Origin of the sequence: Luteimonas aquatica (assembly GCF_022662575.1) — a bacterium.
Classification (GTDB): Bacteria; Pseudomonadota; Gammaproteobacteria; order Xanthomonadales; family Xanthomonadaceae; genus Luteimonas; species Luteimonas aquatica.
The window spans coordinates 159,207-172,858 of sequence record NZ_JALBFU010000004.1; the positions used below are offsets into that span (position 1 = coordinate 159,207).

8 protein-coding genes are annotated in these 13,652 nt (G+C 70.1%); 3 read left to right on the forward strand and 5 right to left on the reverse strand.

Annotated elements, in window-relative coordinates; all coding sequences use genetic code 11:
* The first annotated feature begins 171 nt into the window (after positions 1–171).
* Positions 172–1,560, forward strand: coding sequence for a substrate-binding domain-containing protein (locus tag MD221_RS11210; RefSeq protein WP_242111817.1), 1,389 nt, complete (start codon positions 172–174; stop codon positions 1,558–1,560).
* Between the two features lie 87 nt (positions 1,561–1,647).
* Here MD221_RS11210 and MD221_RS11215 read toward each other — a convergent pair whose 3' ends face one another.
* From MD221_RS11215 to MD221_RS11235, 5 genes are all read right to left on the reverse strand, one after another.
* Positions 1,648–2,100: a hypothetical protein gene (locus tag MD221_RS11215; RefSeq protein WP_242111818.1), complete on the reverse strand. Its 453-nt coding sequence runs from the start codon at positions 2,098–2,100 to the stop codon at positions 1,648–1,650.
* 371 nt (positions 2,101–2,471) lie between these two features.
* Positions 2,472–3,248 carry a DeoR family transcriptional regulator gene (locus MD221_RS11220; RefSeq protein ID WP_242111819.1) on the reverse strand — a complete coding sequence of 259 codons (777 nt, stop codon included), beginning with the start codon at positions 3,246–3,248 and terminating at the stop codon, positions 2,472–2,474.
* Between the two features lie 51 nt (positions 3,249–3,299).
* Positions 3,300–4,619 (reverse strand): D-tagatose-bisphosphate aldolase, class II, non-catalytic subunit, encoded by a 1,320-nt coding sequence (locus MD221_RS11225; protein ID WP_242111820.1) that lies wholly within the window; start codon positions 4,617–4,619, stop codon positions 3,300–3,302.
* A 56-nt stretch (positions 4,620–4,675) separates the two neighbouring features.
* Positions 4,676–5,635, reverse strand: a complete 960-nt coding sequence (locus MD221_RS11230) for an ROK family protein (protein ID WP_242111821.1) — start codon at positions 5,633–5,635, stop codon at positions 4,676–4,678.
* A 9-nt stretch (positions 5,636–5,644) separates the two neighbouring features.
* A complete protein-coding gene (locus MD221_RS11235; protein WP_339328425.1) occupies positions 5,645–6,844 on the reverse strand; it encodes an SIS domain-containing protein in 1,200 nt (399 codons plus the stop codon).
* A gap of 364 nt (positions 6,845–7,208) precedes the next feature.
* On the opposite strand from MD221_RS11235, the gene MD221_RS11240 reads away from it, so the two are divergent.
* Both MD221_RS11240 and MD221_RS11245 read left to right on the forward strand, forming a co-directional pair.
* On the forward strand, positions 7,209–10,532 hold the full coding sequence (locus MD221_RS11240) for a TIM-barrel domain-containing protein (RefSeq protein ID WP_242111900.1): 3,324 nt from the start codon (positions 7,209–7,211) through the stop codon (positions 10,530–10,532).
* Between the two features lie 102 nt (positions 10,533–10,634).
* The gene (locus MD221_RS11245) at positions 10,635–13,634 is read left to right on the forward strand and encodes a TonB-dependent receptor domain-containing protein (RefSeq protein WP_242111823.1); all 3,000 of its coding nucleotides are present in this window, start codon (positions 10,635–10,637) and stop codon (positions 13,632–13,634) included.
* Positions 13,635–13,652 lie beyond the last annotated feature (18 nt).

A 13,652-nucleotide genomic window follows, 5' to 3' on the forward strand; every position in this document is an offset into this window, starting at 1 on the left:
ATGGGGTGCGTCGGATTATGACCGCTTGCAGGCGCACGTCACTAAAGATTCACCTCTCCGACACTGGCCGATAATCGGGGCGGCCGAGAATCTCCGCGCGCTCAGCCCAATGAGGGCGCACACATGGAAATTATCCCCCCGGACCACGCGTCCCATCTCTGGAGATTATCAGTGTCTCACGCAGCCTTCACTTCGCGCGGCCTCAGCGCGCTCGCTCTTGCCACGACGGCCCTGCTGTTCGCGGGCTCCGCTCTGGCCGCCGAGAATCTGTATGGCGGTGGCGCCACCTTCCCGGCCGTTCCCTACGTCGGTAGCGCGTATCTCACCCCCAACCCGGACGCCCGCCTGTCGACGAACATCACCGGCCACAACCCGGGTCCGGGCTTCACCGTCGCCGGCATCGGCACCGGCTCGGTGTTCGCCGCCTACACCACCAACACCACCAACAAGATCGGCTACTGCCAGACCGGCAGCGGCCTGGGCAAGCAGACGCTGACCGGCGCCGTCGCCGCCAACCAGAGCTGCCGCGACTTCAGCGCCAGCCCGGTCGCGCTCAGCGCCGGCGCCGCGCAGCCCGACTTCACCGGCACGGATTCGCCGATCAGCACCAATGACTACAACGCCTTCAACAGCAACACCGCCCTGCTCGGTGCCCGTACCGGCATCGTGCAGGTGCCGACGCTGGCCGGCGCCATCGCCCTGCCGCACAACGCTTCGGTCAACGGCGTCACCCAGCTGCAGCTGACCGTGCCGCAGATCTGCGCGATCTACTCGGCCAAGGTGAAGACCTGGAACAACGTGCGCAGCGACGGCACCTACAACACCACCACCGGCGTGGCTGTGGGCACGGGCAACATCAACATCGTCTACCGCACCGACGGCAGCGGCACCACGTTCGCCTTCACCAGCTTCCTGCGCGCCAAGTGCAACCCGGCCGGCCAGCCGCATCCGGACGTCCCGGCCGGCTTCGTGTTCGCGCCGAACCAGAGCTTCGCCGCCGCGATCCCCGGCGGCGTGGCCATCTATGCCGCCTCCACCGCCGCCAGCGGCAACAACGGCGTGGTGACGGCCGTGCGCACCACGGTGAGCAACGGCCTGGGCTACGCCGATTTCGGCGAAGTCGCGGCGCAGACGGGCACCAAGTTCGCCCATGTCGGCACCACCAGCGCCACGTACTACAGCCCGGCCACGTTCGGCAGCACCGGTCCGATCAGCATCAACCCGACCTATCTCAAGCAGGGCCAGGTGCTGGACGGCGCGACGCTGAACGCCGCTCCGGGTTCGCAGACGGCCACCGTGAAGAACTGCCTGCTCGTGGTCGATCCGGCCGCGCCGATCTCCGGCACGTATCCGATCGCCGCCATCACCTACCTCAACGCCTATTACGGCGGCAACGGCACGGCTGCCAAGATCCAGGCGCTCAAGGATCTGCTGGGCATCTTCTACAACGTCAATCCGCGTCCGACGCTGCCCGCCGGTTTCGCCTACGTCAACGGCAACGCGATCTTCAACTCGACCGTCGCCGGCTCCACCGGCAAGATCAACACCTGCATCAACTGATCTTCGTAGAAAGTCAGCGCGTAAAAAATCCCCCCGGAGCGATCCGGGGGGATTTGCTTTTTCCGTCTGAAGCGAAGGATGGAGGAATCAGTCGGCGCCGCAGAAGCAGGTGGCGTTCGCGGCCGCGCTGCCGTTGGCGGGCGCGGCCACCAGCAGCGCGCAGTCGGCCTCGGTCACGGTCTCGGTGGCGGAAGCCTGCTGGCTGCAGGCGCCGGCCAGCGCCTTGCCGGTCTTGCCCGCCTTCAGCGCCGCCTCGCAGCTCGCCGAGACCTCGTCGCCGCTGGCCAGCTTGCCGGTGCTCGACACCGCGACGGTGGAACCGGCGGCCGAGGCGACGCCCAGGCCGATCACCTCGACCTTGCGCGCGCCGCTCGGGCAGGCGTTGACCGCGGTGCAGTAGGCCGAGTCGTCGGCGGTGGCGGTGCCCTTGGCCGTGCCGAACACCTGCACGACGCCGGGGAAGTAGTTCACGGTCTTGCAGCTTCCCGCATAGGCGTCGGGCGCGAGCCCGATGACGCTCACCAGCGCGACCGCCGCCATAGTCAGGGGTTTCCTTGCAGTGAAAGCCATGAATTTCATTGCCGATCTCCGTGGATGAAGTAGGGACGCCCGCGCGTCGCGGGTCGTCGGGGCAAGGCTTGTCCCGGGCGCGGCGTCGGCCGGGACGATGGCCAGGCGCGGACCGGGCGGTGCCGTGTGTGTTGATCCCCGCGACGTTTATAGGCCGGGGCCGTGTCCGGGCATTTTCAGTTTCGTGACATGGAAAACGCCGGCGGATAATCGCGGAGAAAATCCGCCCGCATGACCGGATGCGGCCGCGGGATATTGTTTGCGGGCGCGGATAATCCGCGCCCCGCGGCGCGGCTCGCGGGATTGGCTCGTGGGAGCGTCTGGCGGGAGTGCTGGCGCGGTCAGCCCGCGGGGTCGGCCACGATCAGCTCGATGCCGAGCCGCTGCAGGCCTTCGCGGTAATCGTGGCTGATGCCGGCGTCGGTGATGATCACGTGCACCTGTTCCAGGCGCGCGATGCGGTGCAGGCTGACGCGGCCGAACTTGGAGGCGTCGGTGAGCACCACCACCTTGCGCGCTCGCTCGACCATGCGGTGGTTGAGGCTAGCCTCGGCCTCGTGGTGGGTGGTCAGGCCGAACTGCAGGTCCAGCCCGTCGGCGCCGAGGAACACGGTGTCGAAGCTGTAGGTGTTGAGGCTGGCCTCGGCCTGGCTGCCGTGCAGCGACAGCGACTGCTTGCGCAGCTGGCCGCCGGTGAGCAGCAGTTCCACGCCCGGCGCGTGGGCCAGCTCCCAGGCCACGTTGAGGCCGTTGGTCATCACCGTGACGTCGCGGTGCTGGCGCAGGTGGCGCGCCAGGGTCATGGTGGTGGAACCGGAGTCGATGATGATGTTCTCGCCCGGCTGCACCAGCTGCGCCGCGCGCGCGCCGATGGATTCCTTCAGCGGCAGGTTCAGCGCGTCCTTCTCGTGGATGTCGCGTTCCTGCGGCGGCGTGCGCACCAGCGCCGCACCGCCGTGGGTGCGGTTGGCCAGGCCCTGCGATTCGATCTGGCGCAGGTCGGCGCGGATGGTGACCGTGGAGACCTCGAAGCGCTCGGCCAGCTCGCCCACCTGCACGCCGCCGTGCTCGACCAGCAGTTCGAGGATGCGTTGGCGGCGTTGGCGGGTATTGCGCATGGGGCGGACCTGGACCTGCTGGACTTTGCGACGGGAGACGGAAGCGGAAGCTTAGCCTTTCGAAAGTATCGTATCGGAAGACGTTTCGTTTTCGAACGTGCCGGCGCAGGCGCGGGCGTATTCGCCCAGGCACGCGGCGACCTTGTGGCGGACCAGGGCCAGCGGCTCGGCCGCGACGTCGCCGGCCTCCAGCGCGCGCTGCTGCTCGGGCAGGAACTGGCGCAGCAGGATCGAGGGCAGGCCGTAGCGGCGCAGGTTGTCGACCAGGCGGTCGACGGCGTCGCGCACGGCCGGCTCGCCCCAGTAGTAGCGGCAGCGGTCGCTGAGTGCGTAGCGGCGCAGCAGGCGCAGCCGCGCCTCGTCGCCGTGGTAGTGCTGGCGCCACGACGCCGGGCGCTCGACCATGCAGCGGTCCAGGACGTCCGGCAGCCGCGAGCGTTCGGCCTGCGGCACCAGTTCGTCCTCGATCGCCGCCAGCGCGAACAGCGCCTCGCGCAGGGCGAAGGTCGCCGCCGGTCCTACCTTGAGGATGGCGAAGTGGTCGCGCACCAGCGCGCGCAGCCCGGCCTCGGTCTGGTAGTCGGTGGAGTGGGCCTCGTACACCAGGCGCGGCTGCGTCAGGATGAAGGCCGACAGCGCGCGCGCGGCGGCCGGATCGTAGTGCTGCACGTCGCTGTGGTCGAAATCCACGCCCGGCTGCACCACCATCGCGATCACCCGCTCCCAGGCCGGCGCCAGGTCGGGCGCGGCGAAGGCCTGGCGATGGATCTCCAGCGTGCGCGCGGCGGCTTCCGGGCGCGTGACCTGCACGCCGCCGCCCAGCGAGGATTCGCCGCCCGGCACCGGCACTTCGGTGCCGATCACGTACACCGGCGGCGGCCAGCCGGCCTCGGCGGCGCTGCGCTCGGCGATGCGCGCCAGCTCGGCCGAGCGCGCGGCGACGATCTCGTCGGGCAGCGGCGTCGGATCGTCGGCGCAGGACATGCTGCAGTCCAAGTGGATTTTGTGGAAACCGGCGGACGCGTACGCGGCGATCAGCTCGCGCGCATGCGCCATCGCCTCGGCCGCCGGCTGTTTCTGCCAGGCGTTCGGACCGAGGTGGTCGCCGCCGAGCACCAGGCGCTCGGCCGGGAAATCCTGCGCGCGCGCCAGCTCCAGCACGAAGGCGCGGAACTGCGCCGGCGTCATGCCGGTATAGCCGCCGAACTGGTCGACCTGGTTGGAGGTGGCCTCGATCAGCAGCACGGTGTCGTGGCGCCGCGCGACCTGCATCGCCGCCAGCAGCACCTGCTCGTGACTGCAGCACACGCTGTACAGGCCGACCGGCGCGCCGCGGCGATGGGCGGCGACCAGGGACTGGAGGACGGACATGGAACGGTCTCCGGAACGGGAAGCGGGAGGATCGGGACGAACGGCGAAAGGGAGGATCAGGATGGGCCGTGCTGGCGCGCCAGCAGCGCCGCGCCGCGCGCGCCGCCGGCATCGCCGAACGCCGGCGGCAGGATCGGCGGCACGTGCACGCCCTCGAACAGGTGCCGGGCCACCGCCGCCGGCATCGCGCGGAACAGCGCCTCGGACTTGGACAGGCCGCCGCCGAGCACGATCACGTGCGGGTCCAGCGCCAGCACCAGGGCGGCCAGGCTGTGGCCGAGCAGGTCGTGGTGGATCTCCAGCGCGCGCATCGCGCGCGCATCGCCCTGCGCGGCGCGCGCGTCCAGCGCGATGGCGTCGAGCTCCTCGCCGCCGAGCTGGCGATGGATGCGCGCCAGCCCGCCGCCGGAGACATAGCGCTCCACGCAGCCGCGCAGGCCGCAGGCGCAATCGAGCAGCGGCAGCTGGTGCTGCGCAAGCAGCGCGGCGGATACGGTCCAATGGCCCCATTCGCCGGCGATGCCGTTGCCGCCGGCGATCAGGCGGCCGTCGACGCAGAAGCCGCCGCCCGCGCCGGTACCGATAGTGGCGCCGAACATGCTGGGGTAGCCGGCGGCCGCGCCGCCGTAGGCTTCCGACAAGGCGAAGCACTGGCAGTCGTTGCCGAGGTACAGCGGCCGGCGTAGCCGCGCGCGCAGATCCTCGCCGACCCGGCGGCCGGTCAGGGCCGGCACGTTGGAGCTGACCTGGCGGCCGCTGGCGCGGTCGCGAATGCCCGGCAGGCCCATACCGACCGCGTCGCAGGCCGCGCCGAGCTCGGCGTCGGCGGTCTGCACCAGGGCGACGACGCCGTCGAGGAAGGCCTCGTAGCTGTGCTGCGGCGTGTCGATGCGGCGCCGGTAGCGCACCGCCATCGTGGCGTCGCAGGCGACCAGTTCGATCTTGGTGCCGCCGATGTCCACGCCGTAGCGGATCGCCGCGGCGGGGTCGGTTACAAGCGGTCGGGATTCGGCCATCACGGGACCTCAGCCGTGGCGATGGATGGTCACGCCCTGGACGACGCGGTTGACGGTGCCGTCGGGGAAGGGATTGTCGGGCGTGAGCCCCAGCGCGGCCGAGCGCAGCAGGGCATAGCGCTGCGCCAGCGTCAGCCACAGCGGCGCCAGCCAGGCATCGGGCAACGCGGGAGCGTCGAGGACGAAGTCCTCGGCCGCCTGCATCGAAGCCGCGTGCGTCGAAGCCGCGTGCGTCGAGGCCGCATCCATCGAAGCCGGGCCGATCGAGACCACGCGTCCGGCGATGCCGTCGCGGCGCAGCTCGTCGAGCAGATCCTGTTCGTAACGGCGCGCCACCGGGTCGGCGCTGCGCAGCACCGCCACCAGCGTGTCGGCGTCGAGCGCGGATTTCGGGCCGTGGCGGAAGCCCAGCGGCGTGTTGGCCAGCGCCAGGATGCGCCCGGCGCTGAGTTCGAGCAGCTTCAGCGCGCACTCGCGCGCCAGGGCTTCCAGCGGACCGCTGCCGAGGTAGATCACGCGCGTGCTGGGCGTGGCGGCCAGCGCGGCGACCGGCGCGTCCCAGTCGGCCAGCGCGCGCTCGCCGAGCGTGGCCAGTGTGCGCAGACGCTGCAGGCGCTGCGGCCACGGCGCGCCGTCGAAGGCGGCCAGCGCCGCCAGCAGCATGCAGCTCAGGCTGCTGGTCATGGCGAAGGCGCGGTCGCAGCTGGCCGGCGGCATCAGCAGGGTGAAGGTGTCTTCGCGGCCCTGGCCGCGGCGCGCCAGTTCGCCCTCGGCGTTGCAGGTGATGTCGAGGAAGCGCGCCTGCGGCACGCGCTCGCGCACCAGGTCCACCGCCGCCACGCTTTCCGGGCTGGAGCCGCTGCGCGCGAAGGAGACCAGCAGGGTGGGGCGCTCGGGCTGCAGGTACAGCGCCGGATGGGTCAGCAGGCTGGTGGTGTGCAGCGCGCGCACCTCGGCCGGCCACTGCGCGCCGATCTGGTCGGCCGCCATCTCGGCGATGAAGCCGGAGCTGCCGGCGCCGGTGAGGATCACCCGATGCCCGGGCCGGCGCAGCCAGTCGCCGAGGAAGGCGTCGATGCGGGCGCGCTCGCCGTCCAGCGCATCGGCCAGGGCGGCCCACAGCGCGGGCTGCTGGGCGATTTCCTCGGCGGTATGGCGCCCGCCCAGGCGCTGCCAGGTGGTCAAGTCGGGGAGCAGCATGGCGTCCATTCTTGGATCCGGTTGAGCGTGTGCAAGATCGGCGGTTTCTTTCGAAATGTCAAATATCGAAAGCCTATGGAAAGATTCCAGGGGCGCGGCAAGCGTCAGGAGACCCAAACCTTCAAAATTCCGAGCCTTTCAAGTTTCGCACCGGAGGCCGTCAACGCCGGATGAAACGCCTTCTTTGGAAAGTTGTGCTTTGCACAATCTTTCGTTAAGCATAAAAATCCTTCTTTTCTCTTTCAATTCGTTGACATATTTCGAATCTCTGCTCTAGAGTCGGCCGCATTGGTTTCGGATTCCGCGCAAGGCGGAACATGAGGGCACGGTGGGAACCCCCGAACGACGCAACCGCGGTCTGCTCCTGGCGACGATGGCCCTGCTGGCCGTCTCGGCGCCGGCGTCGGCCGAGTCGGTGGGGGCCCTGCGCACGCTGGTGCCGGCCGCGTCCGCGTCGGCGTCCGCCTCCCCGGCCTGGGAATTGACCACCGACAGCGGTGCGCGCCTCCGCATCGAGCTGCTGCGCGCCGACCTGCTGCGCGTGCAGGCCGGGCGCGCCGGCAAGCTGCAACCGCCCGGCGACAAGGCCGCGCCGATCGTGCTCCCGCAGGCGGCCGCGCCGGTGCGCCACAGCGTCGAGGAGGACGCGCAGGAAGTGCGCATCCGCACCGACGCGCTGGTCCTGCACGTGCAGCGGCAACCGTTGCGGCTTTCGCTCGAGCGCATCGACGCCGGCAAGCCGGTGCCGCTGTGGCACGAACTGCAGCCGCTGGACCTCGCGCCGGCGCAGAGCGTGCAGACGCTCTCCAGCGACGCGGGCGAACGCTTCTACGGCGGCGGGCAGCAGAACGGGCGCTTCGAGTTCAAGGGCCGCGAGCTGGAGATCTCCTATTCCGGCGGCTGGGAGGAGGGCGACCGTCCGAGCCCGGCGCCGATGCTGCTCAGCTCGCGCGGCTGGGGCATGCTGCGCAACACCTGGAGCGACGGCAGCTATGACCTGCGCGAGGCCGAGGCGGCCACGCTGCTGCATCGCGAGGATCGCTTCGACGCGTACTACTTCGTCGGCGACGGCCTGCCCGCGCTGCTCGACCGCTACACCGCGTTGACCGGGCGCGCCGGATTGCTGCCGCGCTGGGCGTTCTCCTACGGCGACGCCGACTGCTACAACGACGGCGACAACAAGAAGAAGCCGGGCACCGTGCCCGAAGGCTGGCATGACGGTCCGACCGGCACCACGCCGGACGTGATCGAGAGCGTGGCGCGCCGGTACCGCGAACACGACATGCCGGGCGGCTGGATCCTGCCCAACGACGGCTACGGCTGCGGCTACCAGGACCTGCCCGCCGTGGTGCAGGGACTGGCGCGCTACGGCTTCCGCACCGGGCTGTGGACCGAGAACGGCGTCGACAAGATCGCCTGGGAGGTCGGCAAGGCCGGCAGCCGCGTGCAGAAGCTCGATGTCGCCTGGACCGGCAAGGGCTACCAGTTCGCGATGGACGCCAACCGCTCGGCCTACGAGGGCATCCTGCACAACTCGGATTCGCGCCCGTTCCTGTGGACGGTGATGGGTTGGGCCGGCATCCAGCGCTACGCGGTGGCCTGGACGGGCGACCAGAGCAGCAGCTGGGACTACATCCGCTGGCACGTCTCGACGCTGATCGGTTCCGGCCTGTCGGGCATGGCCTATGCCAGCGGCGATGTCGACGCGATCTTCGGCGGCAGCGCCGAGACCTTCACCCGCGACCTGCAGTGGAAAAGCTTCACGCCGGTGCTGATGGGCATGTCCGGCTGGTCGTCGAGCGCGCGCAAGCATCCGTGGTGGTTCGATGAGCCCTATCGCGGCATCAACCGCGACTACCTCAAGCTCAAGATGCGGCTCACGCCCTACATGTACGGGCTGGCGCGCGAGGCCGAGCGCAGCGGCGCGCCGATCGTGCGCGGGCTGATGTGGGACTATGCGCAGGACCCGCAGGCCGCCGGCGAGGCATACAAGAACCAGTTCCTGCTCGGCCGCGACCTGCTGGTGGCGCCGGTGTACCGCAGCCAGGCCGCCAGCCGCGGCTGGCGGCGCGGCATCCACCTGCCGCCCGGCCGCTGGATCGACTACTGGGACGGACGCCAGGTGCTGGCCGGTGCGCAGGGGCGCGATCTCGACCGTCAGGTCGATCTGGCCACGCTGCCGGTGTTCGTGCACGCCGGCGCGATCCTCCCGATGTACCCGGCGATGCTCTACGACGGCGAGAAGCCGCTCGACGAACTCACGCTCGACCTGTATCCGCAGGGACGGTCGCAGTACACGCTGTACGAGGACGACGGCAACACGCGCCGCTACGCGCAGGGCGCATTCTCCGAGCAGGCGATCCGCGTCGAGGCCCCGGCCGAGGGCGCGGGCGAGACGCGCGTGGAGCTGGACGCGGTGCGGGGCGAGTACGCCGGGCAGTTGCCGCGGCGCCGCTACGCGCTGCGCGTGCTCGCGCGCGCCAGGCCGCAGGCGGTGGAACTCGACGGCCGCGCCCTGCCGGCGCTGGCCGACCGCGCCGCCTTCGAGGCCGCGCCCGAAGGCTGGTACTACGACGCCGGCGAACGGCGCGGCACGCTGCACGTGCGCAGCGCGCCGCTCGACATCCGCCGCGCGCTGCGGTTCCGCCTGGCGATCCCGGCCGCCGCTGCCGCGGCCGACGATGCCTATCCGGCCGCGCCCGAACTCGGCCGCGCCTTGCCGGCCGACAGCCTGCTGGTGGTCAACCGTCCAGCCGAGGAGCCGGGCAGTCCGCTGGAGAACGCCTTCGACGACGATCCGGCCACCTGGTTCCGCACCGTGCGCAACCAGGCCGTGCGCACCGGTGCGCACGAATGGACGCTGGGCCTGGGCGAGCGCCGCCTGATCGACGGCGTCGAGCTGGCGCCGCGCAACGACCAGCACTGGAAGCACGGACAGGTGCGCGACTACGAGATCTACCTGGCCGACAGCAACGGCGAGTGGGGCGAGCCGGTCGCGCGCGGCCAGCTGAAGCTGCAGCAGGGCATGCAGCGCATCGAGTTCCCGGCGCGCGCCGGGCGCCTGCTGCGCTTCCGCGTGCTCAGCACGCAGAACCCCGACGGCGACGGCGCCAGCGGCGCCGACCCCATGGTCAGCGCGGCGCAGGCGGACGGCGCGCGCGCCTTCGACGCCTTGCAGCCGCGCGACGTCGGCCCGATCGCGCTGTCGAGCTTCCGCGTGCTCGAGCACGCGGTGCCCGAGCGCCCGGCGCTGCAGCGCTATCTCTCCGAGCTGCCATTGCCGCCGGCGCTGGCCGAGCGCGTGGCGCGCGACGGCGCGCTCGGCGGCCAGGGCGCGATGCGCATGAACGGCCTGCAATTCCGCCACGGCCTCGGCGTCGGACCGGACACCCACATCGACCTGCGCTTGCAGGGCGGCTGGCGTTTGCTGCGCGCCGACCTCGGGATCGACGATCGCTGCCGCGAGGCCGGCGGCCTGCGCTTCCAGGTCTGGGGCGAGGATCGTCTGCTCTACGACAGCGGCCTGGTGCGCGCGCCGGGCGTGGTCAAGCCCGAACTCGACATCCGCGGCCTGCAGCGGCTGAGCCTGCGCACCCTCGGCGCGCAGGGCGCGCGGCCGGCGCAGGTGTGCGGCAACTGGGCCAACGCGGTCCTGATCGGACAGGAGGGCGACGCCGCCACGATCGCTTCGCCCTAGCGCCTGCCGCACCCCATCCACCGCTTTCCCGGCCCGACGCCGCCGACCCACAGCCCTTCACCCGCGCGGTTCCCGCGCCGCGGATCGAACAAGGAGACACAGATGTTGTCCGAACGCCATCGCCATCGCCGCATCCCCGCCACCGCCTTGTCCGTCGCCCTCGGCGCGGCCCTGGCCACGTCCGCTCCGCTCCACGCGCAATCCTCCGACACCGCGCCGCAGGACGCCGCGGACCAGCAGGACGGCAAGACCACCGAACTGGCCCGGGTCGAGGTCACCGGTTCCAACATCAAGCGCACCGACGTCGAGACCGCCTCGCCGCTGCAGATCGTCACCAAGCAGGACATCGAGAACATGGGTGCGCGCACCCTGCTGCAGGTGCTCGACAACCTGCCGGCCGCGCGGCCGGCGCAGCAGGACTACAAGTCGCTGTTCACCGGCTCCGACGGCGCCTCGCAGGCCAACCTGCGCGGCCTCGGCGCGCAGGGCACGCTGGTGCTGCTCAACGGCCGCCGCCTGTCGTACTACGGCGCGCCGGCGGGCTTCCAGACCCAGTTCGTCAACATCGACGCGATCCCCGCCGCGGCCATCGAACGCATGGAAGTGCTCACCGACGGCGCCTCGGCCGTGTACGGCACGGATGCTGTGGCCGGCGTGATCAACGTCATCACCAAGAAGTCCTATCAAGGCGCCGAGTTCAGCCTGTCCTCCGACAAGTCCTCGCGCATCGATTCCTACGGCGAGCACCAGGCCAGCTTCACCGCCGGCATCGGCGACCTCGACACCGACCGCTACAACATGTACGCCTCGGTGAACCTGTACCGGCGCGATCCGATCCCGCTCAGCGACTGGTACGACAAGAAGCCGCGCCAGTACTACGTCAACAACCCGAACTACATCAACAATTTCCGCCTGAACAACGGCAGCGCGCCGGGCGTGTTCAACCCCGGCAGCTATTTCGCCTTCGATCCGGCCACCGGCGGCCGCAGGCAGGAGGCCGCGCCGGGCTGCGCCAACGTGCTGACCACCGAGCCCTCCGGTCCGCGCTGCATCTGGCAGACGTGGCTGAACAACGAGATCGACGCCGGCGCCAAGTCCAAGCGCGCCACGTTCTATTTCCACGGCAACTTCCTGATCGGCGAATCGACCGAGGCCTTCGCCGAGGCGACCTACACGGACATCGAGCTGACCGCCAACGGCGGCACGCCGCGCGCCTTCAACAGCACCAGCGGCGCGCCGACCAGCTGGTTCGCGCGCAACACCGGCGTGAACGTCAACACCTTCAGCTATCCGTTCCTGGGTCCGAACAACATCTACAACAACGCCAGCCCCGAGCTGAAGGCGATGATGGGCGGCGTGGTCGGCCTGCAGTACCTGCTGCAGGACGTGGGCAACGACTACTTCGGCCAGCGCAACACCGACAAGAGCTACCGCGCGCTCGCCGGACTGCGCGGCAGCATCGGCGACTGGAGCTGGGAAACCGCGCTGGCCACCGCCGGCACGCATTCGGTCACCTACCAGACCGTCAACGTCAACCTGGAAGGCTTCGCTAAGGCCTTCGGCCCGTTCACGGTCGATCCGGCCACCGGGCGCACGCTGATGGCCGACCGGCCGGCCTACCAGTTCGGCGTGATCAGCGAAGCCAACGCCAAGCTGCTGCGCGAGGCCTACCCGACCTTCGACATCCACTCCTGGACCCGGCTCACCACGCTCGACGGCAAGGTCGAGGGCCCGCTCTTCGCCCTGCCCGCGGGCGACGTGCGCGCGGCGTTCGGCTTCAGCGTGATGCGCGAATCGTTCTTCACCCCGGGCAATCCCGACGCGGCCAACGGCCTGATCACCCAGCAGGGCGGCTCCTGGTTCGACGGCGAGCGCACCACCAGCGCGCTGTTCGCCGAGGCGGTGGCGCCGATCACCGAGAAGCTCGAGCTCGACGCGGCGGTGCGCGTGGACAAGTATCCGAACTTCAGCGCCAACGTCGCGCCGAAGATCGGCATCAAGTACCAGATGCTGCCGCAGCTGATGCTGCGCGGCACCTATTCGGAGGGCTTCCGCGCGCCGAGCCTGGCCGAGTCCGGCACCGGCGGCGTGTTCGCCCAGCTCGGCGGCTACAAGGACGATATCCGCTGCGACGAGACCAATGCCATCGCCAACCTGCTGCTGCGCTCGCGGCGTCCGGGCGACGTGGAGCTGGGCAACTCGCTGTTGAACGCCGACTGCAGCCGCACCGTGGCGCGCATGACCCAGCCCAACAAGGACCTGGAGCCGGAGAAGGCCAAGATCGCCACCCTGGGCTTCGTCTACGAGCCCACGCAATGGCTGTCGCTGTCGGCCGACTACTGGTTCATCTATCGCCGCGACCAGATCGCCGCGCCCGATTACAGCAAGGCCGCGGACATCCTCTCCTCGACGCGCTTCCCGATCACCGACGCCGATCGCGCCAACGTGGCGGCGGTGGCGGCGATGTGCGCCGATCCGGCCAGCGGCGTGACCTGTCCGGGCACGCTGCCGACCTACAGCGTGGGCAACGTCTCCAGCGTCGTCGGCCAGTACAAGAACCAGGGCCGCACCCTGGTCGACGGCTTCGACATCGACGCCCGCAGCCGCTTCTCGCTGGGCGAATGGGGCGGGTTGAACGTCGGCCTGGCCGCGACCATCGCACGCCGCAACGACACGACGACGCTCGATGCCGACCAGGGCCTGGCCTACACCAACACGGTCGGCTACTACGGCAATCCGCGCCTGCGCGCCACTTTGAACGCCGACTGGAACTACGGCAACTGGACCACCAGCCTGTTCGTCAACTACGTCGGCCGTACCAAGTGGGCCTACGATCCGACCGACATCGATTCGCTGCCGGGCAAGTGCATGGCCTACTACAACAAGCCCTCGCCCGGGCAGTGCAACGGCGTGCCGGCCTGGTGGACGGCGAACCTGGGCGTGGCCTGGAAGCCGACGGAGAACGTCAAGGTCGGCCTCACCGTGAAGAACCTGTTCGACCGCCTGCCGTTCTACGACCCCAACAGTTTCCTCGGCGACGCCAGCGACTACGCCAACCTGTATGGCCGTAGCTACAGCGTCTCGCTGAACTACAAGTTCTAGCCGTCGCAGCGTGCCGCC

Bases quoted from the DNA above. Each gene is read 5' to 3' on its own strand.
- MD221_RS11215 (WP_242111818.1), bottom strand. From the start codon at position 2,100: ATGGCGGCGGTCGCGCTGGTGAGCGTCATCGGGCTCGCGCCCGACGCC.
- MD221_RS11220 (WP_242111819.1), bottom strand. From the start codon at position 3,248: ATGCGCAATACCCGCCAACGCCGCCAACGCATCCTCGAACTGCTGGTC.
- MD221_RS11225 (WP_242111820.1), bottom strand. From the start codon at position 4,619: ATGTCCGTCCTCCAGTCCCTGGTCGCCGCCCATCGCCGCGGCGCGCCG.
- MD221_RS11230 (WP_242111821.1), bottom strand. From the start codon at position 5,635: ATGGCCGAATCCCGACCGCTTGTAACCGACCCCGCCGCGGCGATCCGC.
- MD221_RS11235 (WP_339328425.1), bottom strand. From the start codon at position 6,844: ATGGACGCCATGCTGCTCCCCGACTTGACCACCTGGCAGCGCCTGGGC.
- MD221_RS11240 (WP_242111900.1), top strand. From the start codon at position 7,209: ATGGCCCTGCTGGCCGTCTCGGCGCCGGCGTCGGCCGAGTCGGTGGGG.
- MD221_RS11245 (WP_242111823.1), top strand. From the start codon at position 10,635: ATGTTGTCCGAACGCCATCGCCATCGCCGCATCCCCGCCACCGCCTTG.